The following is a 26,246-nucleotide window of genomic DNA, read 5'->3' as shown; positions in this document are numbered from 1 at the left end:
TTGAGGAGATAGACATGTCGCAAAAAATCGCTTACGTCACCGGTGGTATGGGTGGCATCGGAACCGCCATCTGCCGTCGCTTGCACAAGGACGGCTTCAAGGTCATCGCCGGTTGCGGCCCGACCCGTGATTTCGACAAGTGGCTGGCCGAGCAAAAGGCTGAGGGTTTCACCTTCTACGCTTCGGTCGGTAACGTGGCCGACTGGGATTCGACCGTCGAAGCTTTTGCCAAGGCCAAGGCCGAGCACGGCCCGATCGACGTGTTGGTCAACAACGCCGGCATCACCAAGGACCGTATGTTCTTGAAGATGACCCGTGATGACTGGGACGCTGTGATCAGCACCAACCTGACATCTATGTTCAACGTCACCAAGCAAGTGGTGGCTGACATGGTTGAAAAGGGCTGGGGCCGGATCATCCAGATCTCGTCGGTCAACGGCGAAAAGGGTCAAGCCGGTCAAACCAACTACTCGGCTGCCAAGGCCGGTATGCACGGTTTCACCATGGCTTTGGCTCAAGAAATGGCCAACAAGGGCGTGACCGTCAACACCGTGAGCCCAGGCTACATCGGTACCGACATGGTCCGCGCCATCAAGCCAGAAGTGCTGGAAAAGATCGTCGCCACGATCCCCGTGAAGCGTCTGGGGGCACCGGAAGAAATCGGTTCCATCTGCGCTTGGTTGGCCAGCGAAGACTCCGGTTTCACCACCGGTGCTGACTTCAGCTGCAACGGCGGCCTGCACATGGGCTGATGAGCAACTAGCTCCATAAGCCAAGCAAAGGGGCCGTGTTGAAAAACACGGCCCCTTTGCTATTTTGTTGTGACCGACCCATCACACCCCAAGAAGGGCGTGTGATGAACCTTGGACGTCAACGCTTGGATTTTTCTTGCGTGATGACCCACTTACCCTTGATGCGCTTCCACAGCAATGTTTTCTGCGTCGTATCACTGAAATTGTTGGACGAATAAGACTGATTGAACGTGATCTCAACGGTTTCAGCATTGATCACACGCACTTTTTCATTGGTGAGCTTGATTTGAATCGGACCATCCTTGCTCAACAGTCGTGACCGATTGTCAAGCCACTTCTCGCGTGTCACGCCCACTGGGCTGAAGCTTTGGTCATAGAACGCGATATAACCGGCCACATCCTTGGCTTGCCACGCGCCGACCCATGCCGACAGGCGCTCTTTGACCGACTGAGCCACCACAGCGGTCTGAGCCGCAGACGATCCAAGTGCACCCCCTCTGAGCGTTGGAGAGGACAACGAGGAATCATCGCCAACAACGTTTGACAGTGATGCCGATAAACCCGAAGAGCTCTGCAACGTTGCAGGCAACACGGGTGAATCCGTCATCACAGGACATTGGGTGGGTTCTTCGGCGCCACCATTATCAGGCGCCGCCTCTGCATCAGCAGAGTTGCTACGTTTGAGCTCCAACGTGTTGAGAAGCTCTCCAGTAGCAGCACGCACCCGCGCTTTGGCAATGAAAAGATCGTGCTCAGCATTGATTCGCGCGCGCTTGGCCGCGTAAACCTCGTTCTCAGCATTCAAAAGGTCAATGACCCGTGTTTTGGCTTGGTTAGGGGCTGAACCTGTGCCAGAACCCGCATTGACCGCCCGTCGGGCCAGTTCAGAGGCTTCTATGTTGCTGGTATGAAACTCAACTTGTTTCGTCAACTGGACAACATCATTGGCCGCAATAGCAGCGACTTGGCGGGCATCACGACAAGCGCGATCTCGCTGACTCATGGCCTGTTCGATCAGCTTGGCCTGCTGGCGCGTCTTTGCTTGATCGGAGCCACCGTTGTACAAATTCCAGTTCAAGGCGACTCCGGCCTTGGTTTCGCTGGTTTTGTCAGCAATGCCATCCATGTTTTGGCCAACACCACTGCGAACCCGCGCTTCAACTTTGGGCTGATACGCGGATTCACCCTCTTGGGCTTGAGCGCGAGCAGATTGGAGATTGGCGATGGCTGCACGAACTTGAGCACTTTTGTGGATCGCTTGATCAATCAGCGCTCCCGCATTCACCGCCCTCGTACTGTCTTGAAGCGCGCGGGCAGACTCTGAGTCCTGCAAAGAGAGCGATGTTGTTGGCACCATGCCAACAATGCGGCGATAACGCTCCATCACATCGTGAAGATTGGACCGCTCTGTGAACAAGTTCGATTGGGCCAGAATCTTTCGTGCTTCGGTCTGCTTGGCACTACCCTGACTGTCCACGCCTCCGAGCGTTCCCGCAGCTTGGCGCTCATTCAAGGTTTGATGCTGCTGGAGGTTTTCTTCAGCCAGTCGGACCAACGCCAAGGCACGCGCGACATCGGCATGTGCACGAACGGCCTCAAGCGCCACTTGCTCGGTGACATCAAGGAACTCGTAATAGCGTGTTTTGCTGGTGTGATTGAGCCGATCAACTTGGGATTGCGTCGCCATCCCATCCCACAGCAACTGTGTGGCAGTCACGGACAAGCCCGTGACAACGACGGATTGCGCCTCAGGTTGGCGTGTGGTGACTTTGTCCCACTTGCGGGCGGCCTCAGAGTTCAGATCAACACGAGGCATCAAGCCACCGCGAGCAACATCCACCTCCTCACGAGAGGCTTGGAAGGCCTGATATTTAGCCGCAACATCAGGGTTAGTATCGATGGCGCAGCTCGCCGCAAGCTTCAAGGGACCACCGCTTCTTGCGGGAGAATCTTGGGCCGTACCGCCGCCACAGCCAGCGGTCGCAGGCACGGCTGATGGCGACTGCGATGGAGCCCCCTGAGCCAAGGCCTGCTGAACGCAGACCAACTGGCAAGCCAGCGCTGTCGCGCTGAGCAAAAGAGTAGAGATTTTATTCATCGGCATTGCATCCTCATGACGGCCACACCCCCGGACTCTGCAATGGAGTCAACTTTGCACTCAGGGTGTGAACTCGGTGACATTCGACTGGGGCGTCAGGCTGATTTTCCCTGAAGAGAGTATTCCACAACTTCGAGCCTTCACCCGCATGATCGACCGCCTCATTCCACCAAGTCACCATGAATGATCAAAAGTAGGAAGACTTGGTTGATACTTCGCTCCATGAATACGCTACCTACGAACAATGTCGGGCCCGTCACGAAGTTTCGAAAGGTGACGACAGGCTTGCAAGAAAAAGTGTCAAGCATCACCAATGGCTGGTCCTTTGACTTCAAGCAATTGGGCGCAGCTTTCCTGATCTTGACGGTGATGGCTGGTGTTGTTCGTGCCTGGAATCCAGATTTGATGCGTCGCAGTGCCGCACTCTACGGCCCAACTGCGACGCGAGTCACTGTGGATATTCAGACCCTGTTGGCATCCAACGCTGGGCTTAGCGAAGCAGACCAAGTTGGGAATACTAATATTTTTATCAATGCTCGACTGACCCAAGATTTAGATAGAAATGTTTGGGGCATAGAAGATTATTGGGCCAGTCCGATGGAGTTTTTTTCAAAGGAGCGTGGCGATTGTGAAGATTTTGCCATTGCAAAATACTATACCTTGCTGGCTCTAGGAGTCCCTCAAGAGCGACTCAGACTTATTTATGTGATGTTCAGTGCAGCGCCCAATGAACTTCAGCAAGCTCACATGGTTCTTGCTTACTATCAGTTTCCGGATGTGGAACCATACATTCTGGATAATCTGATTGATGATGTTCGTTTGGCATCGTATCGGCCCGATTTGGAGCCTATATTTAGCTTCAATGGTGACGGCTTATGGTGGGGCACCCTAGGCAATGAGGCAGGCAATCCTTTGGCGAGCTTATCTCCTTGGCGAAGAGTCGTCTCCAAAGCAAAAAATCAAGGTTTTATGAACTGATATTCACCCATGTGTGTGAATGACCCTCAAAGGAGAGTTTTATATGTCCTTGATTAAACAAGTTTGGTCATTGGTTATAGGAATCCTAATTTTTGCCTGTTTGGGATGCGTTGTTTTTTCGGTTCTTTCGGCCAGAAATTATCTTGAGAATCAACTGGCGATCAAAAATCACGATACAGCAGCATCCCTTGCGTTGACGCTTTCACAGCGCGACAGCAACCGCACGATGCTTGAGAGAGGCATATCCACACAATTTGACACGGGGCATTACAAATCAATACTGCTTCGATCCTCTGGTGGTTTGGTGATCATTGAAAGATCGATGGATTTGAAAGACTTTGGTGCACCGGTATGGTTTTCTGAGTTGATCACGATCGACTCTCCAGCAGGGCATGCCCAAGTGATGTCGGGCTGGAAGCAACTGGGAACGATCGAGGTCATCAGTCACACAGGATTTGCCTATGCTGATCTTTGGACAGGCACGTTGCGTCTCGTGGGTTGGATGTTTGTGATCGCCATCGGCGGCGTGACGATTGGTCATCGTGCGGTTCAACGACTTCGCCAACCTTTGGATCTGCTGGCAAAGCAAGCCGACAAACTGGTTGAAAACCGTTTTGCCGCGCTTCCAAAACCCATTCCAATGCCTAAAACGCCAGAATTAAAGCGTGTGGTTGAAGCCGTCAATCAGATGGTGATGCAAATTCGGGCGTTATTTGCGGAGCAGAGCACCCAGATTGAGGCGCTTCGACGGGCAACCACTTGCGATCCATTGACGGGCGTCGCACATCGGCAACATTTTCTGGCTGAGGCCGGTGCCACGCTGGATCAGCAAGACGGTAACCCTGTTGGCGGGTTGCTTCTGATTCGACTCAACAAGCTTTCAGATTTGAATGTGCTCGTCGGGCGTGCACGCACCGATGCCTTGCTCAGGGATATTGCCATCGCACTCAGTCATCCCTTGGCCGGATATCCGGACTCAGTGCTCCATGTGGGGCGGTTGAATGGGACGGATTTTGGTTTATTGGTGGCAGCGTCAGATGATTTGCGCGGCCTCGCAAATGCTTGGCTGGAGCGCGTTCGACAATTGGTTGCGGCCTTTCCAGCCGCAACAGTGACTGTCTCAGGGGCTGCCATGCAGCCTGGGATGGGGTTGATGCAATTGATGCTTGCTGCTGATTTGGCCCTTGCCCAAGCGGAAGCACGGGGCAGCAAAGCTGCTGAAATTGAGTCGGGGCAATCAGCCACGTCTCAAGCTGGTGGGGAAGCCGCTTGGCGACGTCAGTTGATTGGGGCGCTCACGCATCCTAGTCATGCCCGGCTTGAAGAATTTCCGGTGATTGATCGAACCGGTCAGACGTTACATGCGGAAGCGCGCTTGCGTTTGCAACTCGTCGATGGAGGGCCATTCACAACCGCCAATATCTGGTTGCCCATGGCGATGCGGACACGTCTGACGGCTCGCCTTGATGAGATGGCGTTGACCTTGGCCCTGCAAGACATCAGTCGCGATGGACAACCGCGGGCGATCAGCATTGCTTTGCTATCTCTGCGCAGCCCGGAATTTGTTTTGCGCTTGGTGCAAGGCATCAAGCTTGCACCCAAAGCAGCAGCCAGTCTTTGGGTCGAAGTGGATGAAGACGCTTTGGCAAGCTATCCGATGGTCACGGCAGAGTTGTGCCGCGTCTTGCGGGCTTACAAAGTGCGTGTTGGCTTAGAACATGCTGGCGAACGGCTGCAAGCGATCGGGGTGCTGCAAGAGTGCGGCTTGGATTACGTCAAGTTGTCAGCCGATTTCACAGCTGGCGTTGCGACAGACGCCGAGCAGGCTGTGTTGGTACGCAGTGCTTGCACGTTGTTGCACGGTTTGAAGTTGCAAGTGATTGCCGAAGGCGCAACCGATCCGGCTGATTTGGGAGCCTTATGGGCTTGTGGCGTCGATGGGGTCAGCGGCCGGGTACAAAAGGAGTGAGTTTTCATGAGCACCATTTACGACAGCGGTTTGCCCAAGACTGCGGCCAATTTTGTGGCTTTGTCGCCAGTGAGCTTTGTCGAGCGCAGCGCCGAAGTTTTTGGTGACCTACCCGCAGTGGTCCATGGCTCTCGTCGCTATACATGGGCACAAACCCGGGACCGCAGCGCGCGGCTGGCAGCGGCCCTGCGCGCCATGGGTGTCACACGTGGCAGCACCGTCAGCGTCATGCTGCCCAACACGCCCGAGATGATCGAGGCGCACTACGCCGTGCCCGCTCTTGGCGCGGTGCTCAATACCCTTAATACACGGCTGGATGCGGCCTTGCTGGCTTGGCAGTTGAACCACTGCGAAGCTCAAGTGCTGATCACCGACAGCGAATTCGCCCCGCTGATGGACAAGACCTTGGCCTTGCTCAAGAGCGTGCATGGCCGTGACGTGATCGTCATCGACGTCTGCGACAGCGAATTGGCGGGTGAGCATGCCTGCTTGGGCGAGCATGAATACGAAGAGCTGTTGGCCGAATACGCGCCGTTGGTCCGACTCGAAGGCCCAGCTGACGAGTGGGATGCCATTGCCGTGAGTTACACCAGCGGCACCACCGGCGATCCTAAAGGTGTCGTCACCCACCACCGGGGGGCGTACTTGAACGCGGTGAGCAACGCTGCCACGTGGACCATGCCCCATTTCCCGGTCTATCTGTGGACGCTGCCGATGTTTCACTGCAATGGCTGGTGCTTCCCGTGGACCATCGCCATGCTTGGCGGCACCCATGTGTGCTTGCGCAAGGTCGATGCCAAGCTCATTTTGGAGGCGATGGCTGACCACAAGGTGGATCACTACTGCGCGGCACCCATCGTTCACAGTTTGTTGATCAACGCGCCAGCTGATTGGCGAGTCGGTCTTGGCAAGGTCCGTGGTTTGGTGGCCGGTGCTGCACCACCGGCCGCGATGATCGAGGGCATGGCGCGCATTGGCTTTGATCTGACCCACGTCTACGGGTTGACCGAGGTCTACGGCCCGGCTGCGGTGGCAGTACAGCGGCCCAGTTGGGCGCGTGAAACTCTTTCAGAGCAGACGCGTCTCAATGGTCGTCAAGGGGTGCGTTATGCCCTTCAAGAAGGCATGACGGTGATGGATCCCGAATCGATGGCGGAGGTTCGGGCGGATGGCCTCAACATGGGTGAAATCATGTTCCGGGGCAACATCGTCATGAAGGGTTACCTGAAGAACCCGGGGGCGACGGCGGTTTCTTTTCAAGGTGGATGGTTTCATACCGGCGATTTGGCGGTCATCGAGCCGGATCGCTACGTCAAGATCAAGGATCGCAGCAAGGACATCATCATTTCAGGGGGCGAGAACATCTCGTCCATTGAGGTGGAAGATGCGCTTTATCGTCACCCCGCTGTGACTGCCTGCGCTGTGGTGGCCAAGCCCGATCCGAAGTGGGGCGAGACACCGTTGGCGTATGTCGAATTGGCTCTTGGAGCCAGCGTCAGCGCCCAAGAGCTGATCGCGCACTGCAAGTCGCTCCTTGCCGGCTACAAGGTGCCGCGCGAGATTCGCTTCGAGTCGATCCCGAAAACTTCGACCGGCAAGATTCAAAAGTTCCAGCTGCGCGAGCGCGCCAAGTCCAACGAAGCGCTCGCTTAAGGGGCGGGTGGTTCCACCGGGGAGGGGGCTGCTTCAGCCTTTTGGGCCTTGCGCGCCGCCCAACGTGCGCGCAGGTTTCGCCATAGGCCCGCTGGGGTCAAAATGTGTTCTAACTTGAAGTACTTGATCAGTTTGCGTTTGGCGATTTCTTTGATCAACCACTGAAGCGGGTTGGCAATGATCTTGGCGATGAACTTTTGAATCATCGATAAGACGACTTGCAGGAAAGATCCGGCGGTGCCGCCCACCGCGCCCGCTGTCGCAGCCGCTGTGCCTGTGGCAGCAATCGCTACGCTCCCGACGGTGGTGACGCCCGCCATCACCATCCCCACACCCACCACGGCGACGGTCACCACAGCAGCAGCGGTCGCCGCAGTGGTTGGCGTGATGTTTTTGATGCTGTCCATCAGCCCGGAGGGTTCCGATGCTGCTGGTGCAACGGAGGGGGGTGCGGCTGGCGTGGATGCCGTGGAAGCGGGTGCCTCCATCACTGGAGCCGAAGCTGGTTGAGGTTGCTGCACCTCGGCGGGTACGGGTGTCCGCACTTGAATCTTGGGAAGGGGCGGTTGTTGCTTGACCGCTTCAGCTGCCAATCGCGCGCCCCCCCCTGGCGGCGTTGCGTCAAGGGGTGCGCTGGCTGGGATCACAGGTGGCGGCGTGACGGTGGGTGCCGAAGCGGCGGGAAGTTCCTTGGCCTCAACGACCTGAAGATCATCAAGTCCCTGCGCAGCGGGAACGCTTGGCGGGCTCACGGCCTGCCGCAGTGTCTGTGCATGACTTAGAGACGGGCCATCGATGCCCCATGGGAGATTCTGGGCGTCATGCTGGGCTTGGCTGGCCGTTGTTGCCAAACCAAACCAGACGCCAAGCAACAAGGCGCGGAGGTGAAACGAGGAATGCATCATGCAGCGGGGGCTTGCTTGGTAGGGGGCGTTGTCAGAACGCTTGCTTCAGGTTCAGCCAGAGGCGCGGTCGGGTGTCGATGGTTTGCCAAGACACTTGGGCGGTCAGTTTTGTGTTTGGCAGCGGGTGCAACTCAAAACCCAAGCCCAGGCTTTCTCGGTTAAACCAGTGGTCGGTGTAACCAGGGGCTTGATTCAGCACACCCCAACCGATGTCCCCAACGATAAACCCGTCGAGGAGGGGTCCCGTGCGTCGTAGTTCAGCACCGGCCACCAAGCCGGTATCCACCCGGACATCGGTGCTGTCATAGGCGCGCACAGCTTGTGGACCGCCGAGCTGCAATTGTTCCGAAGGTGGTAGCGCTTTATCCGACCATTGCGCATTTGCTCGGCTGCTGACCTGCCAATGAGCATCCATGCGAGCAGCCAAGGCCCAGCGAGTTGACACAAGCATGAATGGCCCCATATCGCTGACCCGACCGGCCGTGGCCTCGCCTTCGAAATTTTGCTGCTGCCCCAGACTTTGGCGCCGCTCACTCCAACCCAGGGTGAGGCTATTTATCTCTCGATCATCCACGATGAATTCGAGTTGATTGTGATAGTTGCGATGTTCCAGCCGAGCGGAGATCTTGCCAAATCGCCCCGGTTGTCGAATCAGCGTGGTGGCGATCTCCGCAGCACCCATCGCTGCATGTCCATGCTCAACCGAGTTCGGGAAGTCAACGTTGAGCATGGAGGAATGCGGGCTTAGGCTGTATTCGAGATACGCCAGATCCAAGCCCGCTTGCCACCCTTGCGTCTGATGCGTCAAGGTGGCTTGACTCCGGAAATGACCCTGTCCTAAGGCCGTGAGTCTGGTGGTCAAGCCGGTCCCGAGTGCTCCGACGTGACGCCAATTCAGCGTGGCATCGGCTTGGCCGGATGTGCCGGGTAACAGGGGCACATTGTTGAGCTCCACGCGACCCGCAAGGCTGGGTTCGCGCTGCGCATGCAGGCTCAGATCGGTTCTGCCGGGTTCTTGGCTAGGGGCCAAAACGATTTGACTGCGTACCCCGGGTAATTCGGACAAGGTGAGTCGGTGCTGTTCTAGGACGTCAAGCCGCAGCGGATCACCCGTTTGCATATGAAGGTATGAGCGCAGGGTGGCGACATCCTCCGGTTGGGGTGTGACCACACTGATGTTGCCAACCTGGCCTTCGCTGACGGCAAATTCGATGATGCCGCCGCGAACCTGTTGGATGGGTAGATAGGCTTGAGCGGCGTCATACCCTTGACGGTGATAAAACTCACTGAGTCGAGCGGCCAAGGCTTGGAGTTGGTGGAAGTTGAGGTCACGCCCAACACTGTCATCAAGCAAAGCAACCAGGTCGTTTTCCGTAAAACGCACGTTGCCGTGCACCCGAAAACCTGCAACGTGGATTGTTTTTCCACTTGCTGCTGTTGTGGTTTCAGGGGTGGTGGTTGGCGGCTGTGCCGAAGGTTGCAAGGTCTCACGGTTGACCGTCACTTCGGTGGGGGACCACGCCGCTCCCGGTTCGAGCGGTGGCTTGAGTCGTAGCAGATCGGCGTTACTGAACGCTTGGGCCGAACCTGATCCCATCAGCACGGCAAACAGCAGCCTATGGAGGCAGTTTGCAGGTGTGACGTGACGGTGAATGAAAAGCTTGTGGGTCATGCTACTGTGGCGACAATGAGCCTCGATGGGCCTCTGAATGGGCTCGGATGATAAGGCCCACCTCTCGTTTCAACGCGTCTTCAAAGCATGGTTTCCTTCTCCCTTCCGCATGACTTGCAAAACAACGTCGATCTGGCTTTGGCCGAAGACATCGGTGCTGGCGATGTGACCGCCCGGCTGGTGCCGGCCGATAAGCAGGCCCAAGCTCGACTGATCAGCCGGGAACCGGCCGTGCTTTGTGGTCAGCCGTGGTTTGACGCGGTGTTCAAGACGCTCGACCCGCACGTGCGTATCCATTGGCAGGTGCGTGAAGGGGCCGCTATTCAAGCCAATCAAACGTTGTGTACGCTCGAAGGACCGGCTCGGGCCATCTTGACGGGTGAGCGCACAGCGATGAACTTCCTGCAAACCCTTTCGGGCACCGCCACGGTGGTGAGGCGTTATGTCGAAGTGGTGGCCAGCACGGGTTGCCGCATTGCTGACACCCGCAAGACCATCCCCGGTCTGCGCAACGCCCAAAAATACGCCGTGCTGTGCGGCGGCGGCGTGAATCACCGTATCGGCTTGTACGACGGCATCTTGATCAAAGAAAACCACATCGCTGCTGCGGGGGGCATCCGCCAAGCGATTCAAGCGGCCCGAGCGCTCCAAGCCCATGTGCCTTTGATGACAGAAGCTGAAGATTTGAATGAGGCCCGCATCGCGCTTGAAGAAGACGTCGATCTGCTCTTGATCGACGATTTTTCCATCGAACAGATCCGCACCGCTGTGGCCTTGACACGGGCGCACCGTGCGGGCGGTGGGCGCACCGTGCTCGAATATTCCGGTGGTGCCAGCCTCGACACCATTGGGCCGATCGCCGCTTGTGGCGTGGATCGCATTTCGGTCGGCTCCCTCACCAAGCATGTCCGTGCGCTCGACCTCTCGATGCGCGTTCAAGCCTGAGGACTTTCTTGATCGTCGTCATCCTTATCCAGCAAGCGGCTGGCACGGCTGAACGCTTCGCCAGCCCGGAAGTAACCCACCACTGAAGCCACCGAACGGTGGCCGGTGAGGGCCATGGTTTCAGCCAAGGGAATCTGCTGACGAGCCGCCTCGGTGACGAAGCCGCTGCGCAGCGAGTGCGCTGAATAGCCTTCGCCGCTCAAACCGGCTTGCAGGCTGCGGGCCTTGACGATGTCGCGCACAGCGGCGTCAGCCAAAGGCTCAGCAATCACATCACCGCGTCGAATGCGCCGAAAGAGGGCGCCTTGTTGGATACCGCTGGCCGCTAGCCAAGCGCTGAGCGCTTGTGCAGCGCGGCCAGCAATGGGCTTGAGGTTTTCTGGCCGCTGCGCGCCGTCGGGGTTGGTTTTGGAGTGGCGCAGCACGTAGAGACATTCCTCCGGGCTGAGCCATTGCAGATCTTCGACGCAGGCCGAGCAAACCTCTGAGCGACGTCGCCCGCCGCTTGACCAAGCAAACAGCAGCAAGGCGCGATCACGCAAGCCACGCAGTGAGTCATCACAGGTGGCCAGCAGCGCTTCGAGCGGTTCGCGGGTCAGTGCCGGTTTGCGCTCAGCGGTATCCCCACGCCGGGCAAAAGCACGGCGCGTGCGCAACAACAGCGCTTTGACGCTTTCATGAGCGCATGGGTTGGGCAGAGCCTGCACGCGGTGCAAGGCCGACAACACCCGCACGCGGTGCATGACCGTGTTGAGCGTGGGCATGGCTGTCGCCCCGACAAAACCTTGGCTTTTGAGCGTTTCACCCAGTTCAGGCGGCAACTCCCGCCGCACGCTGCCATCGCTGCTGCGGTGCCCGGCGTGATCGAGCACGAACTGCACCACCACCGTCGCATCGACCGGCACCGCCAAGGGTTGGCCGTAACGCAGCGCATGCCACGCCATCCAGTAGCGCAAGGCCGATTGGTAGCTGCGCCGGGTGTGCGGTGATTCGCCTTCACGCATCAAGGCACGCAAAGCCTGCTCAGAACCTGTCATCAACAAGCTCAGATCCAAGGTGACCAGGGTTGGTGAAGGGATCAATACCGATGTTTTGTTTGATTTCATATGTATTACGTATGATTTATTATGTGTACAATTGCACGATGGAATCTAGATCACGATAAGCATTCATTATCGTGAGTAAAGTTAGTTTTGCCCAACAAGGAATCGCCATGAGCCGAGGAATCACCGCCAACGATGTCTGGCAAGCTGCCGACGAACTGCTCCAAGCTGGCGAACGGCCGACCATTGAGCGGGTACGCCTCAAAATGGGCCGGGGATCGCCCAACACCGTGAGCCCACATCTGGACGGCTGGTTTGCCAGCTTGGGCGCGCGACTTGAACCAGCGGGCAGCACCGGGCAAAGCAAGTCAGGGGTAGGGCGCTTGGCTGAGAGTTGTGATGCGGTGGGCACGACCAACCCGGACGAGGCCTTTACGCTGGCCTCATCGACGTTTTGGCAGTTGGCGTTGACGTCGGCACGCCACGCCGTGGAAGCCAGCTTGAGCGAGATCCGCGCGGCTTTGGCTCAACAAGCTGAGGATTTAAAGCAAGCACAGGACAAGTTGGAGCTGAAAGCTCAGCACATGGCGGCGCGCCAAGAAGGCTTGGAGCGCGCGCTGCATGGTGCTGAGCAACAAAGGGCTGAAGCGGCTCAGCGCGCGGCTTCTCTAGATGTGCAACTGAACTTGCTTCAGCAGCAGCGCGAGAAAGAGCGCGCCGCCTTGATCGAAGAACGCCAACAACTGGCGCAGCGCAGCTTGGCGCAAGAACGCCATTGGCAACTTGAGTTGGAGCGCACCCGTGAGGCGCACAAACAACAGATACATCAAGCTCAGCAGCAGGTGGAGCGTGTGAATCAAGAGCGCATGGCCCAGCAAAAAGAAGCCGTCGCGATACAGCAGCGTTTTGAAGAGCGTGAGCACGCAGCCCAAGCCAAGTTGCATCAACTGCTGAGCCAACTGCACGAGGCTCAAGCCAGCCAGCGCGCCCAAGGCTCATCAAGCATCGAAAGGGCCGGTTCGGCGCGCTTCAAAGTGCGTAAATTACGCCGAAATGCAGCATAAATTTGACATAATATACATCGTCATGCATTAACATCGGTGATCAACACCCCGATCTATGGGCCTTGGTCTTGCTTAAGGATGCGGAAATCACAGGCACAATCGAGGCTTACTTCAGAGTGCCATGAATATCATCATCTTGGACGATTACCAAGACGCGGTGCGCAAACTGCACTGTGCCAAGCGTCTGGAAGCCTTCAACCCCAAGGTTTACACCAACACCGTCAAAGGCATTGGGCAGCTTTCTGTACGCCTCAAAGAGGCTGAAGTGATTGTCGCCGTGCGGGATCGAACCTCTTTTCCACGTCTTTTGCTTGAAAAGCTGCCGAAGTTACGGCTGATTGCCCAAACAGGCCGCGTGGGATCGCACATTGATCTTGAGTCGTGCACCCGTCTTGGCATCGCTGTGGCAGAAAGCTTGGGGGGACCGGTTGCGCCTGCTGAATTGACGTGGTCCTTGATCATGGCGTCCATGCGTCGCCTGCCGCAATACATCGGCAATCTGAAGCATGGTGCTTGGCAACAATCCGGCCTCAAAGCAGGCTCCATGCCCCCCAATTTCTGTTTGGGGACCACGCTCAAAGGCAAAACTTTGGGCATTTGGGGCTACGGTCGGATTGGCCGACTTGTGGCGGGCTATGGCCGTGCTTTTGGGATGGATGTGCAAATCTGGGGCAGCGAAGCTTCGCGCCAAGAAGCGGTTGATGATGGCTTTTCAGTGGCCGACAGTCGCGAATCGCTTTTCGAAAGCAGCGACGTGCTGAGCGTGCACCTGCGTTTGACACCCAGCACGCAAGGCTTGATCACCTCGGAAGATTTCGCCCGGATGAAGCCCACTGCCTTGTTCGTGAACACGTCGCACGCCGAGTTGGTTCAGGACAGCGCCTTGGTCGCGGCACTCAATCGCGGCCACCCCGGTATGGCTGCTGTGGATGTGTTTGAGAGCGAGCCGATCCTTCAAGGGCATCCGCTGTTACGCCTCGAAAATGCCGTCTGCACACCTCACATCGGCTACGTCGAACTCGATAACTTCGAGCATTACTTCGACGCAGCCTTTGAGAACGTGCTGAACTTCATCCATGGCACACCCACGCACATCCTGAATCCAGAGGTCTTGGGCCGGATGTCCTCTTGAGGATGGGTCGGGGGTGCCGTTGAGGCGTCAGGCTTTCGGCACAAAATTGAAGCCGACCCCGGTGTTCGAAACCTTCATGGCACCGAGTTGAACTCCCAAAGTATCGAGCCCTTGAACCAGCTTGTCGGGCAATTTGTGGACGGTGAACCCCTCCAAAACCTGTTCGACCAGCAAGCCGCCCAGACGTTGCACTTGCGGGGCGATAGCCTGCGGCACAGCACTTAGGCTGAGCTTGTCGGATCGCACAGAAGCCAAGCGCAGGCTGTGGTCGGTAGGCTCATAGCGCAAGCCGCTGCTGATGCCAAAATTCCCCGTGAGCGTCTTTCGAGCAAACAAAACATCGGTGCCGACCGACATATCCAATTCGGTACCGATCCGGTTGTTGGTGGGTTGCAACGCAAGCTTGGGCAACCCCAGACCCACGTCAAAGAACTCCAACATCCGTCGATTGAGCGGGAAAAAACCGGACATCGATTCACGCAAGCTGTCTACGCTCATTTCGTAGCCCTTGAGACGATCAAGTCCGCCTGCACAACCGGTCACACTGAAGGTAAAAACCCCCGCTACGGCCATGCCACCGCCTGCACCAAAAAGACGTAACACGTCGCGCCGGGTGGGGCCAGAAGATGATTTTGAGAGGCTCATGATCTTGGATCCAAGAAGAAAGTTTGCATCATGCCGCAACATCTTTGAAAGATTACTGACTTATTAGTCATTTAGAATCATGCGGTGATCACACCCCAAGTCGTCCCCTCTTCTCCTGTCACCACGGTGGCGCCGCATCAGCGGCGCAAGGCCGAGCGCCCGCAAGAGCTGTTGGAAGCGGCGCTGTCGCTGTTTGTCGAAAAAGGCTATGCCGCCACGCGGGCCGAGGAAGTTGCCCATCGGGCGGGTGTTTCCAAGGGCACCTTGTACCTGTATTACCCCAGCAAAGAAGAGCTGCTCAAGGCGGTGATCCGACAATTTATTGGCACCGAGATCACGGCGGGTGGCCTGGAGGTCGAGCAGTTCCACGGCTCTTGTACCGAGGCCATGCGGACCCTTTTGCCGCCAAGCTGGTTGCGACTCCTCAACAGCGCGGCTTCTGGGGTCTTCAAGCTGATCATGACCGAGGTGCATCACATCCCGGAGCTGGCCGACTTTTATCAGCAAGAGATTGTTGGTCCGGGTGAAAAAATCGTCGCTGACTTGTTGCAACGCGGTATCGATCAAGGCGAATTCCGCCCGGTGGATGTCAGCATGACGGTGCGCTCCATCACGTTGCCGTTAGCGATGCTTTGCATCCATAAACATTCGCTGGGATGCTGTGGCACCCAGCATCAGCTGCCTTTTGATCCGGATCGGTTCGTCCAAGCCCACATTGATTTGGTGCTTGCCGGCTTGTCCTTCCATCTTCTTGCAGGTTGCAGCACAGCCACTGCCCTGCCCCTTCCTTCAAGTCTGGAAAACTCCTGATGAATCGCTCGTTGCGTCTCGGTTTGATCGTCGCCGCTGTTTTGGTGGTGGCCGGTGTGGGTGGTCGTCTGATGATGGTCAAAGGTGGCGCTGCCGCTTCTGGAGCTGCTGCGGCAGCGGTGCCAGCAAGCACAGCACCGGCTGCGCTTGAACTGGTGACCACGGACATGCTTTTGGTGGATCAGCACGAGTTGGCACGGACCGTGGCGGTTTCCGGCAGCCTGCGTGCGGTCCGTTCCGCCGTGGTGAAGGCCCGCTCAGCCGGTGAATTGCTGACCTTGGGTCCGCGTGAAGGCGATAGCGTGAACGCCGGTCAAATCGTGGGTCGGCTTGATTCGGCTGAACTGGATTTGCGTCTACGCCAAGCTGAACAAACGGCGTTGGCTTCCCGTGCGCAGGCCGATATTGCGCGGCGGCAGCTGGAAAACAACCGAGCGATGGTGGCGCAAGGGTTCATCTCGTCCACCGCTTTGGATACGTCCCTTGCCAACGATCAGGCGGCTCAAGCCAACTTGCAGGCCGCCCAAACCAACGTCGATTTAGCCCGCAAAGCCCAAAGCGACGCCGTGTTGCGCGCCCCCATCGGCGGTCAGGTGTCGCAGCGTTTGGCTCAGCCGGGCGAGCGGGTGGCCACCGATGCCAAGTTGCTCGAAATCGTCGATTTGTCGAGCCTTGAACTTGAGGCTGCGCTCAGTCCAGAAGACGCCGGCTCCGTCAAGGTCAACACCCCGGCGCAGTTGCAAGTCGAGGGGTTGAGTACGCCCGTGACGGCCAAGGTGGTGCGCATCAATCCAGCCACCCAAGTCGGCACCCGCTCCGTGTTGGTTTACTTGTCCTTGCCGCATACCGTGGGCTTGCGTGCTGGGCTGTTTGCCAAAGGCACGATTGAACTTTCACGCGCTCAAGCCTTGACCGTGCCGCGTTCGGCGGTGCGATTGGATGATCCCAAGCCGTATGTGATCGTGCTTGATCAAAGCACGGAAGGCCGCACCCGGCTGATGCATCGCGATGTGACGATCGGGGGCCGTGGTTGGGTTGGCAGTGAAGAGTCGGTCGAAATTCTGACGGGCTTGAAGGCCGGTGAATCGGTTCTGAAGGGCACGTTGGGCACGGTGCGAGATGCCACACCGGCACGCATCACGGGCGCCGCGACAGCCGCGTCCTCTGCCGCTGTTTCGTCGAACTGAACAGGGGCTCTTCGATGTGGTTTACGCGTATTTCCATCGGTAATCCGGTGATGGCCACCATGGTCATGTTGGCCTTGGTGGTGCTGGGTCTGTTTTCGCTCCAGCGGCTCAAGGTTGATCAATTCCCGGACGTGGACTTCCCCACGGTGGTGGTTGCGGTCGATTACCCTGGCGCGTCCGCCGAGGTGGTTGAAACCGAAGTGACGCGCAAGGTCGAGGAGGCCGTCAATTCGATCGCTGGCATCAACCAGCTCAACTCACGCAGCTACGCGGGCACCTCGGTGGTCATCATTCAGTTCAATCTGTCGATGGAAAGCCGCCGCGCCGCTGACGATGTGCGTGAGAAGCTCGCCATCCTCAAGCCGCTGCTGCGCGAGGAGGTCAAAGAGCCCAAGGTGATGCGTTTTGATCCAGCCAGCCGCCCGATTTGGACCCTGGCCATCAGCTCGCCCGATCAAAGCCACAACACCATGCAGCTTTCGACGTGGGCCGATCTGACCCTGCGTGAGCGCTTGGAAAACGTGCGCGGCGTGGGCTCGGTGGCCTTGGTGGGCGGTGTCAAACGAGAGGTGAATCTCTATCTGCGGCCCGATGCGATGGAAGCCGCCGGTGTCAGCGTGGAGCAAATCGCGGCCGCTGTCCGTACGGAAAATCAAGACTTGCCTGCGGGTGCCTTGCGTGCCAAGGAACGCGAACGCGTGGTGCAAATCAAGGGTCGGATCGAGCGACCCGAAGATTTCGCCAAGATCGTGGTGGCCCACCAAGGTCAAACCTTGGTGCGACTGGGTGACGTTGCGCGCATCGTTGACGGTCCCGCAGAAATTGAATCGCTCGCGCTCTACAACGGTCAGCGCTCGCTGGTGATGGACGCGCTCAAGTCCCAAGGTGAAAACACCATCGAGGTGGTGGATGGCCTGAACAACGCGGTGGCGGAGCTCAAAAAGACCGGAGAAATTCCGGCCGGTATCAGCGTCGATGTGGTGCGGGATAACTCGCGCCCGATCCGGGTTTCGGTCAACAACGTGCGTCGCACCCTGATTGAAGGCGCGCTGCTGACCATCGGCATCGTCTTCTTGTTCCTCAACTCATGGCGCTCGACCGTCATCACCGGCCTGACCTTGCCGATTGCTTTGATCGGCACGTTCTTGTTCATGTACTGGTTCGGTTTCTCGATCAACATGATCACGCTCATGGCTTTGAGCTTGTGCGTGGGCTTGTTGATCGACGACGCCATCGTGGTGCGTGAAAACATCGTGCGCCATGTGCAGATGGGCAAGGATGCGCATCGCGCTGCGCTGGACGGTACGGCCGAAATCGGCTTGGCCGTGCTCGCGACCACCCTCTCCATCGTGGCGGTGTTCCTGCCGATCGGCTTCATGGGCGGCATCATCGGCAAGTTCTTCCACGAATTTGGCGTGACCATCGTGGCGGCGGTATCGATCTCGATGTTTGTCAGCTTCACGCTGGACCCGATGCTGAGCTCGGTGTGGCACGACCCAAGCATCCATGCTGATGGTGCCGAGTTCAAACCGGCAAGCTGGTATGACCGCACCATCGGCCGCGTCACCCATGCCGTCGATCAGCTCTCGCACGCCACCGGCCGGTTTTATCAACGCGCTCTTGGTTGGTCGCTGAACCACAAACTGGCCACCTTGGGCATAGCTTCAGCGACCTTGATCGGCAGTTTTGTCCTGATCCCGGTGTTGGGCAGCGAATTTGTGCCCAAGGCTGATTTTTCAGAAACCTACGTCAGCTTCAATACCCCCGTGGGTTCATCGATTGAGGTGACCGAGGCCCGGGCCAAGCAAGTCGAAGCCATCATCCGCGAGATGCCCGAGGTGCGTTACACCCTGAGCACCATCAACACCGGCCAGGCGCAGGGCAAGATCTACGCCCAGATCTACATCCGTCTGGTGGATCGCAAGGACCGCAAGCTCAACCAAGATCAGCTCACCGGCCCTTTGCGCGAGCGCTTGTCGCACATTCCCGGCATCACCGTGACACACGTCGGTGCGATGGATTCGATGGGCGGGCAAAAGCCGATCATCTTGTCGATCCAAGGCAGCGACTTGGCTGATCTAAAGCGCCAGTCCGAAGCCTTGAGTGCCAAGTTGCGCCTCATCCCGGGTCTGGTCGATCTCGATACCAGTGCCAAACCCAATCAACCCACCCTTGCCATCGATGTGAAGCGTGACGCAGCGGCGGATCTGGGCTTGTCGGTGGGCAGCATCACCAACACGTTGGGCGCCATGATCGCTGGCAAGACCATCGGTAACTGGCGTGCCAGTGACGATCTGAACGTCGATGTGAAGGTGCTCTTGGCCCCTGAATCGCGCGATGACGCCGCCGATCTGCGCCGCTTGGGCCTGGTGGCAGGCCAAAATGCCGATGGCAGCGCCCGCATCGTGCGGCTTGACCAAGTGGCTGAGTTGCGTGAAGACGGCACCCCACCGCAGATCAACCGGCGTGACATGACGCGCGAAGTTGAAATCAACGCCAATGTCTATGGCCGTTCGATGGGTGAAGTTTCGGCCGATATCCGCAAGGTGCTGGAACAGCACGGCTTCCCGCCCGGGGTGCGCTGGCGCTTTGGCGGCTCCACCAAGGACATGGCGGAAAGCTTTGGCTACGCCATCTCCTCGCTGGTCATGGCCATCATCTTCATTTACATGATCTTGGCCTCACAGTTCCGCAGCTTCTTGCAACCCATCGCCTTGATGAGTGCCCTGCCCCTGACCTTGATCGGTGTGGTCAGCGCGTTGCTGATGTTTCGCTCGACGCTCAACATGTTCTCCATCATCGGCATCGTCATGCTGATGGGGTTGGTGACCAAAAACGCCATTCTTTTGCTCGACTTCGCCATTCGGGCGCGCAAGGGTGAGGTGCACCTGGAGGACGACCACAGCCTCACACCCGGCGAGCCTTTGCCGCGTGAGCAAGCCCTGCTGTTGGCGGCCAAAGTGCGGCTGCGCCCGATCTTGATGACGACGCTGGCCATGGTGTTTGGCATGGTGCCGCTGGCCTTTGCGCTCACCGAAGGGTCTGAGCAGCGTGCGCCGATGGGCCAAGCGGTGATCGGCGGGGTCATCACGTCCTCGGTCCTTACCCTGGTGGTGGTGCCGGTGATCTACTGCTACCTCGACGATCTGGTGATGTGGGCGCGGCGTCGTCGTTCGGCGCGTCACTAAAATGGCGTCTTCCTTCCACCAAACTGACTCGAATCCGCCATGAATGTCGAACAAGCCCGCTTCAACATGATCGAACAGCAAATTCGCCCCTGGAACGTGCTGGAGCCCTCGGTCCTGTCCTTGCTGTTGGCCATCAAGCGTGAAGACTTTGTCCCCAGCGCTTGCAAAGAGCTGGCTTTCATGGACGTGGAGATCCCCTTGCCGGGTGACAGCACCATGCTGGCCCCGCGTGTTGAAGCGCGTCTTTTGCAAGAGCTGGCACCGAAGCGGCACGAGCAGGTGCTCGAAATCGGCACAGGCTCTGGATTCATGGCCGCCTTGCTGGGCCACCGTGCGCAAAAGGTGGTGAGCGTCGAAATCCGTCCCGAATTGGCATCGATCGCCCGCGACAACCTGTATCGCGCAGGCCTGTCGAATGTTGAAGTCCGTACCGGTGACGGCTTGAATGATCCAGCCCAAGCGGAGGCACCGTGGGACGCGTTGATTCTGTCCGGCTCGGTGCCCGAAGTGCCGCCCGCCCTGTTGGCGCAACTCAAGGTGGGTGGCCGTTTGGTGGCGGTGGTGGGCTCTGAGCCCGTCATGCAAGCCGTCCGGATCACCCGCGTGAATCAAGCTGAGTGGCGCACTGAAGCGTTGTTTGACACGGTGATCGCCCCGCTGGAAGGTGCCCCGAGCCCATCAAGCTTCAAGTTCTGAGCCCGTAAGACCTGGGGTCGGCATGCACGGAAGATGGATTTGATGGGTTGTGTGAAAATACCCCACTAGGTATCAGATGAGCAAAAAGGAAGTTCCCATGCATTTCAGTTCCATCGCCAAAGTCGGCCCAAGGCCTTTGCATCTTTTGGCGGCTAGTTTGGTCTTGGCATGCTCCGCACAAGCTGGGGCCCAAAGTCTGAAAGAGCTGTATGAGGTTGCTCGTACTTACGACGCCAGCTACTTGGGCGCACAGGCGCAGGCCGACTCGGTATCGTACAAAGTGGCTCAGAGTGACTCACTATCACGGCCCAGTGTGGGGTTGAGTGCTGGTGTTTCGCGCACCCAAAGCGATATCCCCTCTCGCGGGGTTACCAGTTTGAATACGCAGTCGGTGGGGATCAACGCATCACAGCCGCTGTTCAACCGAGCCAATTCGCTGACCTCGGACAAGGCCTACAAGCTGCTTGATATCGCCAAAGCCGATCTGGAAAGCGCAGAGCAGGACCTGATCGTGCGTTTGTCCCAAGCCTATTTCGATGTGCTGACGGCCCAAGATGTGCTCACCACCGCTCAGGCCAGCCAGAAAGGCATTTCGGAGCAACTGGCCTCGGCCAAGCGTAATTTTGAAGTCGGTAGTGCCACCATCACCGATACCCGTGAAGCCCAAGCACGCTTCGATCTAGCTTCTGCCCAAGTTCTTGCCGCCGACAATGATCTGCGCACCAAGAAGCTCGCGCTCGATCAACTGGTGGGTAAAAAGAATGTTCAACCCAAGCCCTTGGCGCAGCCGGTCGTCTTGCCTGCATGGGCCGGTGACACCGTTGAGCCTTGGGTGGCTCGCGTGGAAGAAGTGGCCACGGTACGCAAGGCTCGGGCTGGCTATGAGGTGGCTCAATTTGAAACCCGCCGCACTGAAGCTGGTCACCTACCAACACTCAGTCTGGATGCCTCAGCGTCCTCAGCCCACAACACCAGCAGCAACGGCGGATCACTGTTTGCGGGCGGTGATGGCACCAGCACCAGCGCCAAGATTGGTTTGACACTCAACGTGCCGCTTTATGCCGGCAATGCCATCTCCAACCAAGCTCGCGAGGCCGTGGGCTTGGAAGAAAAGGCCCGCAACGACTTGGAGGTGGCGCGCCGTGCCATCACCCAAGGCATCAGCCAAGCCTACTTTGGCGTGCAGTCCGGATTGGCCCAAGTCAAGGCGCTGGAAGCTGCTGAATCCTCCAGCAAGTTGGCCTTGGAAGCGACCCAGCTCGGTTACAAAGTAGGTGTGCGTGTCAACTTGGATGTGCTCAACGCTCAAACCCAGCTCTACAGCACCCAACGGGACCTGAGCAAGGCCCGCAACGATGTGCTGGTGGCCAATCTGAAGTTGCGCCAAGTGGCGGGCTCTCTCACGCCTGCCGACTTGAACCAAGTCAGCGCCTTGATGGCTCCCTAAGCCGGGCGGGGGTCGGTAAAACCCAAGCGACTCAGATCGGTCATACGCATGGGATACAACCGGCCGATCAAATGGTCGCATTCGTGTTGCACCACCCGGGCATGAAAGTCACTTGCTTCACGCTCCAGCGGCTGGCCTTGAGGGTCAAAACCGCTGAGCGGATGTGGCTCCAGCGCGGCACCTCACCGCGTAGACCGGGCACCGACAAGCACCCCTCCCAGCCCAGCGCCTGCCCGTCTTCGGTCAAGGGGGTGATCACCGGATTGATCAAGAGGGTGCGTGGCACGGCAGGCGCCTCGGGGTAGCGCTCGCTTTGCTCGAAACCGAAGATCACCACCGCCAAATCCACACCGATCTGCGGCGCTGCCAAGCCCACGCCCCCAGCGGCGTGCATGGTTTCTTCCATGTCGTCGATCAGCGCGTACAGCTCTGCGGTGTCAAAGACGGTGACTTTCTGGGCAATACGCAATAAGCGGGGATCGCCCATTTTCAAGATTGGTCGAATGGCCATGGCAGCAAGATTCCTTGGGACATAAAAAAACGGCTGACGATGTTGCCATGGTCAGCCGTTGGAACCGGTGACTCTTCACATCTTGCGCACTGCCACGCAAAACTGAGTCCCCCGGAGAGGAGTTCTTTCAGTCGATGTGAATGCCTCCCAAGGGCATCAGACCGGCGGTGACGGGCTTGGTGTGCACCAAGCGGTCAAAATCTTTCATATCAAGAAGACCATCCATGTAATCCACTGGCTCGTCCAGCGGACGGCAAACCCGGCGCTGCAAGCGCTGCAAACGTTCTGAACGTTCAACCGCTTGCAGCACAGACTGCGGGTCGATCATCATCGCAAACGGGTTTACTGCTTGAACTTCCATGGTGTGCTCCTTGAACTGAATGGGTCAGGTTTCTTGATCCGATGGGTTGACTGTAGACACCATCCCGCCAAAGCGCGAGCCCACAAGAGGTAAAAACTGTGCAGGAATCCGCTGGACGTAACCAGATCGGCGCCGAGATTTTCAAAGTCGGCAAGAAGTCGCACTTCGCTCAACCCTTGCTTGCAAGTCCCCCTTACACCTCTTCGTGACGCATTTCACATCCATGTCTTGTCAAGCCTCAAACACCGTGGTTGATGTTCCCGATTCACCACGATCCAGCACCGAGTTGTATGGCTATTACCACACTGATCACGCGGATAAGCGCTCAACCCACGACGTGATATGGGCCATCAGCGCTGCCCATGCGCAGCTGCGCGCCCTGCTGCCTGGTTTGCAAACGCGCTTGCTACAACGGGCACCGGGTGATGTGCTGTCCAAAATCACTTGGATGGAAATCTTCAGCCATCCGCAGGGTTTGAGCGAAGCCATGATCGCGCTGATCTTGAGCACCATGGCTGCGCTGCCGGCGCAACGTTTGGGGCCAAGGGTGACCGAGCGATTCGTGACGGTGGTGTGAGTTTGGATTTACGTGCGCAGCGCTTGCTGCAAGGCGGCTGCCAAACGGTCCAAGGCGGGGATGGCTTCTTCGATCACCCGTCCCATCTTGATGAAATCGTGCGTCACGCCTTTGACCAAATCGAGTTCCACCGCCACGGCGGCCATGCGCAGCCGGTCGGCGTAAGCCAAACCTTCATCGACCAGCGGATCGCATTCGGCCAGCACCAGATAAGCGGGGGCAACACCCTCCAGATCCTCCGCGTGCAGTGGGGCGTAGCGCCAGTCACGGCGTTGCTCGGGATCGATGTAGTGGTCAAAGAACCAGTCGAGCAACGCCCGGTCGATCAAAAAACCTTCGCCAAAGCGTTGGTGTGAGGCGCTGTCCAAGTCCGCCGCCGTGCCGGGGGTGATCAGCAGTTGCAAGGCCAAGGGCAGATCAGCGTCACGCGCCATCAACGCAGCCACCGCCGCCAAGGTCGCGCCGGCGCTGTCACCTCCGAGGGCCACGCGTGTGCTGTCCAAGCCCAAAGACGTTGCCCCGCCGTTGATCAGCCATTGCAGCGCCGCCCACACATCTTCGACGGCTGCCGGGAAGCGATGCTCCGGCGCGAGGCGGTAATCCAAGGCCAGCACCGCAACCCCGCTGCGCAAGGCGATTTGCCGACACAAACTGTCGTGTGTTTCGAGCCCGCCAAGCACAAATCCCCCCCCGTGCAGATAAAGCAGCACCGGCAACGGCTTGCTGATCTCAGCCGGACGGCTGGCGTAGAGGCGCGCCGCACAGCGGTGGTGGGTCGGAATCTCCAGTGTTTCGACCCGCGCCAGCGGTACCCGTGGCAGATCCAACACTTCCGCCATCGCACCGTAACGCGAGCGGGCCTCCGCGGGCGTCAACGTGTGGATGGCCGGCTGGCGACTGCGGGCCACGCTGGCCAGCAAAGTGCGCATCCGAGGGGTCAGGCGGTGGTGACTCATGGGGGGGCATCCTAAGGGATCAACCCCCTGCCATCGCGCTACATTCGTGGTTCTGGATAACGTCAAACCGAACAGGAGGTTCTTTATGGTGGAGCGCATGAGCGACCCAAGAAACTTTCTAGCGTGGGTACGACTCGGACTTCTTGGCGTGTGCTTGTTGTGTCTGCACACCGTGGCCCAGGCGGGCGGTCTGATGGGCTTGCTGGGCAAAAGCGTACAAACATCGACATCGGCTGCGGCCAGAGCTGGTTTCCGGCAGATAACCCGCCAAGAGGCCATCGCTTTGAGTGCGGGTGTCGGGGCAGCGGGTGTGATGTTCGTGGAAGCCGATGGCAACAAAGTGATGCTGAGCATGTTGCACGGCAGCTCAGAAACCTTGATGGCGGCCTCAGATGATGTGGCTCGGTTGGGTCCGTTGGCCGCTAAAACATCGACGCCCTACACCATCAGCCAAGAACATGCTCTTGCCTTGGGCGACAAAATAGCTCATTTGGCTCAATCGGGTCCCGTTTATATCCTTGATAAAGCTGCCGGACCGATGCGTTTGATCGTTCGAACGGAAGGCACTCAAAAGGTTTATTACCGCGAGTTACGCCCCGGCATGGTCACGCCTTTAGCGGGTGTCATCACTGAAGATATGATCAAGGCTCTTGATACGCCAGTGATCTCTGAAAATATACGCGTGGTGTCGATGTATCCATCGACGGACACGGGATTGCAGCGTGCGATTGCTCAAGCAGCGGGCCCAAATCTCGATATCGCAACAAATTTAGAAAAATCCATGCTTGAGGGCCATGGTCTGGATATTTTCAAAGATAAAACGCTGGTCGTGGTGGGGCCGGTCGATTTGCAGGCGCTAGACGCCATGGCGGCAGACATGGGGATTGCTGTTTTTCATGCCGGATTGATCACTGATTTTGGCGTTTCACGCAACATCAGCATGGCATTGAAGGCCAAAACTCGTGGAGAAATGCTCGCCGCGTTGAGTCAAGACACCGACTTGGTGATTTCAGCCGAATCGATGGAGCTATTTTCAAAATCCAGACATATTGACGCCGATGCCATCACCTATAAAGATTTCATCGCTCATCCAACGCCATTGATCCACGCCTTCATGCCTAAAACTCCGGCCACCTGGAGTGATATCTTTGAGAATATCAAAATCATGTACATTTTTGGCGGAGCCGGATTCATTCTGACATGGATGACCCATCGACGAGCCATTCATGAAGTCATTGCATACAAACCGATTCCGATGGACGCTGGATGGAAGTCAATGTCCATGCTCAGATGGGTTTTGAGAGAAGTTTTGTTTGTTACGCTGTCGCCGATATTTATGTTAATTGTATATGTTGCTATTTTGATTGGCGCATGGGGTAAGAATGGAATGATTTTGGAGTCTTTATGGATCATCGTTTATTTGATTGGCTTTCTTGCCTTGTGGATCCTTGGTTTTTTTAATAACGATATAAAAACCTTTTTGACAGATCAATAACAAGAACAACGTGCCTTCCCAAGCCTGTTCACCACGTCACATCGGCCTTGAGGGTGGCAGTTCGCCGATAATCCGCACCATGCAATCGACATCACAACCCTCCTCCCTGCCCTCGACTGTTGCCGCCTCTGTTGCCGCAGACACCAGCACGCTCAGCTATGA

21 protein-coding genes and 1 pseudogene are annotated in these 26,246 nt (G+C 57.7%); 14 read left to right on the top strand and 8 right to left on the bottom strand.

The features are described from left to right. The first annotated feature begins 14 nt into the window (after window positions 1-14). Window positions 15-752: an acetoacetyl-CoA reductase gene (gene phbB, locus AB3X39_RS04670; protein ID WP_369416200.1), complete on the top strand. Its 738-nt coding sequence runs from the start codon at window positions 15-17 to the stop codon at window positions 750-752. 118 nt (window positions 753-870) lie between these two features. Here phbB and AB3X39_RS04665 read toward each other — a convergent pair whose 3' ends face one another. After that, window positions 871-2,676 (bottom strand): TolC family protein, encoded by a 1,806-nt coding sequence (locus AB3X39_RS04665; protein WP_369416198.1) that lies wholly within the window; start codon window positions 2,674-2,676, stop codon window positions 871-873. A 396-nt stretch (window positions 2,677-3,072) separates the two neighbouring features. On the opposite strand from AB3X39_RS04665, the gene AB3X39_RS04660 reads away from it, so the two are divergent. Genes AB3X39_RS04660 through AB3X39_RS04650 form a run of 3 tightly spaced genes read left to right on the top strand, consistent with a single transcriptional unit; the run spans window position 3,073 to window position 7,450 of the window. Beyond that, complete coding sequence (locus AB3X39_RS04660) at window positions 3,073-3,828, top strand: transglutaminase-like cysteine peptidase (RefSeq protein ID WP_369416197.1); 756 nt, start codon at window positions 3,073-3,075, stop codon at window positions 3,826-3,828. Window positions 3,829-3,871: 43 nt separating this feature from the next. After that, entirely contained in the window at window positions 3,872-5,797 is a 1,926-nt protein-coding gene (locus AB3X39_RS04655) for a bifunctional diguanylate cyclase/phosphodiesterase (protein WP_369416196.1), read from the top strand. A gap of 6 nt (window positions 5,798-5,803) precedes the next feature. After that, window positions 5,804-7,450: an acyl-CoA synthetase gene (locus AB3X39_RS04650; protein ID WP_369416195.1), complete on the top strand. Its 1,647-nt coding sequence runs from the start codon at window positions 5,804-5,806 to the stop codon at window positions 7,448-7,450. On the opposite strand, the gene AB3X39_RS04645 is transcribed toward AB3X39_RS04650, so the two are convergent. Next, window positions 7,447-8,355: a hypothetical protein gene (locus AB3X39_RS04645; protein ID WP_369416194.1), complete on the bottom strand. Its 909-nt coding sequence runs from the start codon at window positions 8,353-8,355 to the stop codon at window positions 7,447-7,449. The two genes, AB3X39_RS04650 and AB3X39_RS04645, sit on opposite strands and share 4 nt — an antisense overlap. Before the next feature lie 31 nt (window positions 8,356-8,386). Further along, window positions 8,387-10,027, bottom strand: coding sequence for a ShlB/FhaC/HecB family hemolysin secretion/activation protein (locus AB3X39_RS04640; RefSeq protein WP_369416193.1), 1,641 nt, complete (start codon window positions 10,025-10,027; stop codon window positions 8,387-8,389). Window positions 10,028-10,114: 87 nt separating this feature from the next. On the opposite strand from AB3X39_RS04640, the gene nadC reads away from it, so the two are divergent. After that, window positions 10,115-10,972 (top strand): carboxylating nicotinate-nucleotide diphosphorylase, encoded by an 858-nt coding sequence (nadC, locus tag AB3X39_RS04635; protein ID WP_369416192.1) that lies wholly within the window; start codon window positions 10,115-10,117, stop codon window positions 10,970-10,972. Here nadC and AB3X39_RS04630 read toward each other — a convergent pair. Then, window positions 10,963-12,078, bottom strand: a complete 1,116-nt coding sequence (locus AB3X39_RS04630) for a site-specific integrase (protein WP_369423034.1) — start codon at window positions 12,076-12,078, stop codon at window positions 10,963-10,965. The two genes, nadC and AB3X39_RS04630, sit on opposite strands and share 10 nt — an antisense overlap. A gap of 107 nt (window positions 12,079-12,185) precedes the next feature. Here AB3X39_RS04630 and AB3X39_RS04625 point away from each other — a divergent pair, with 107 nt between their 5' ends. Together AB3X39_RS04625 and AB3X39_RS04620 are read left to right on the top strand one after the other, a co-directional pair. Continuing rightward, a complete protein-coding gene (locus AB3X39_RS04625; protein ID WP_369416190.1) occupies window positions 12,186-13,079 on the top strand; it encodes a DNA-binding protein in 894 nt (297 codons plus the stop codon). A gap of 121 nt (window positions 13,080-13,200) precedes the next feature. After that, a complete protein-coding gene (locus AB3X39_RS04620) occupies window positions 13,201-14,211 on the top strand; it encodes a D-2-hydroxyacid dehydrogenase family protein (protein ID WP_369416189.1) in 1,011 nt (336 codons plus the stop codon). A gap of 27 nt (window positions 14,212-14,238) precedes the next feature. Here AB3X39_RS04620 and AB3X39_RS04615 read toward each other — a convergent pair whose 3' ends face one another. Continuing rightward, window positions 14,239-14,856 carry a hypothetical protein gene (locus tag AB3X39_RS04615; protein WP_369416188.1) on the bottom strand — a complete coding sequence of 206 codons (618 nt, stop codon included), beginning with the start codon at window positions 14,854-14,856 and terminating at the stop codon, window positions 14,239-14,241. Window positions 14,857-14,940: 84 nt separating this feature from the next. On the opposite strand from AB3X39_RS04615, the gene AB3X39_RS04610 reads away from it, so the two are divergent. The 5 genes from AB3X39_RS04610 (at window position 14,941) to AB3X39_RS04590 (ending at window position 22,184) form a co-directional block, all read left to right on the top strand. After that, complete coding sequence (locus AB3X39_RS04610) at window positions 14,941-15,666, top strand: TetR/AcrR family transcriptional regulator (protein WP_369416187.1); 726 nt, start codon at window positions 14,941-14,943, stop codon at window positions 15,664-15,666. Continuing rightward, the gene (locus AB3X39_RS04605; RefSeq protein ID WP_369416186.1) at window positions 15,666-16,853 is read left to right on the top strand and encodes an efflux RND transporter periplasmic adaptor subunit; all 1,188 of its coding nucleotides are present in this window, start codon (window positions 15,666-15,668) and stop codon (window positions 16,851-16,853) included. The genes AB3X39_RS04610 and AB3X39_RS04605 overlap by 1 nt, the downstream gene beginning before the upstream one ends. Before the next feature lie 14 nt (window positions 16,854-16,867). Then, window positions 16,868-20,041 carry an efflux RND transporter permease subunit gene (locus AB3X39_RS04600; RefSeq protein WP_369416185.1) on the top strand — a complete coding sequence of 1,058 codons (3,174 nt, stop codon included), beginning with the start codon at window positions 16,868-16,870 and terminating at the stop codon, window positions 20,039-20,041. A 39-nt stretch (window positions 20,042-20,080) separates the two neighbouring features. Then, the gene (locus tag AB3X39_RS04595) at window positions 20,081-20,737 is read left to right on the top strand and encodes a protein-L-isoaspartate O-methyltransferase family protein (protein WP_369416184.1); all 657 of its coding nucleotides are present in this window, start codon (window positions 20,081-20,083) and stop codon (window positions 20,735-20,737) included. Between the two features lie 97 nt (window positions 20,738-20,834). Then, window positions 20,835-22,184, top strand: coding sequence for a TolC family outer membrane protein (locus AB3X39_RS04590; RefSeq protein WP_369416183.1), 1,350 nt, complete (start codon window positions 20,835-20,837; stop codon window positions 22,182-22,184). Here the strand turns inward: AB3X39_RS04590 and def are convergent. Both def and AB3X39_RS04580 read right to left on the bottom strand, forming a co-directional pair. Next, window positions 22,181-22,695 (bottom strand): annotated as a pseudogene (gene def, locus AB3X39_RS04585) (peptide deformylase). The gene AB3X39_RS04590 and the pseudogene def overlap by 4 nt on opposite strands. A 127-nt stretch (window positions 22,696-22,822) precedes the next feature. Further along, window positions 22,823-23,056 (bottom strand): hypothetical protein, encoded by a 234-nt coding sequence (locus AB3X39_RS04580; protein WP_369416182.1) that lies wholly within the window; start codon window positions 23,054-23,056, stop codon window positions 22,823-22,825. Between the two features lie 223 nt (window positions 23,057-23,279). On the opposite strand from AB3X39_RS04580, the gene AB3X39_RS04575 reads away from it, so the two are divergent. Then, window positions 23,280-23,633 carry a hypothetical protein gene (locus tag AB3X39_RS04575; protein WP_369416181.1) on the top strand — a complete coding sequence of 118 codons (354 nt, stop codon included), beginning with the start codon at window positions 23,280-23,282 and terminating at the stop codon, window positions 23,631-23,633. Between the two features lie 8 nt (window positions 23,634-23,641). On the opposite strand, the gene AB3X39_RS04570 is transcribed toward AB3X39_RS04575, so the two are convergent. Next, window positions 23,642-24,589 carry an alpha/beta hydrolase gene (locus tag AB3X39_RS04570; RefSeq protein ID WP_369416180.1) on the bottom strand — a complete coding sequence of 316 codons (948 nt, stop codon included), beginning with the start codon at window positions 24,587-24,589 and terminating at the stop codon, window positions 23,642-23,644. An 85-nt stretch (window positions 24,590-24,674) separates the two neighbouring features. Between AB3X39_RS04570 and AB3X39_RS04565 the strand changes: the two genes are divergently transcribed. Further along, entirely contained in the window at window positions 24,675-26,084 is a 1,410-nt protein-coding gene (locus tag AB3X39_RS04565) for a hypothetical protein (protein ID WP_369416179.1), read from the top strand. Window positions 26,085-26,246: the final 162 nt, after the last annotated feature.

It is taken from the genome of Leptothrix ochracea (assembly GCF_041083635.1).
GTDB classification, from domain to species: Bacteria; Pseudomonadota; Gammaproteobacteria; order Burkholderiales; family Burkholderiaceae_C; genus Sphaerotilus; species Sphaerotilus ochraceus.
Note: the sequence above shows the minus strand (reverse complement) of the source record. Positions and strands in the feature narration are given on the sequence as shown.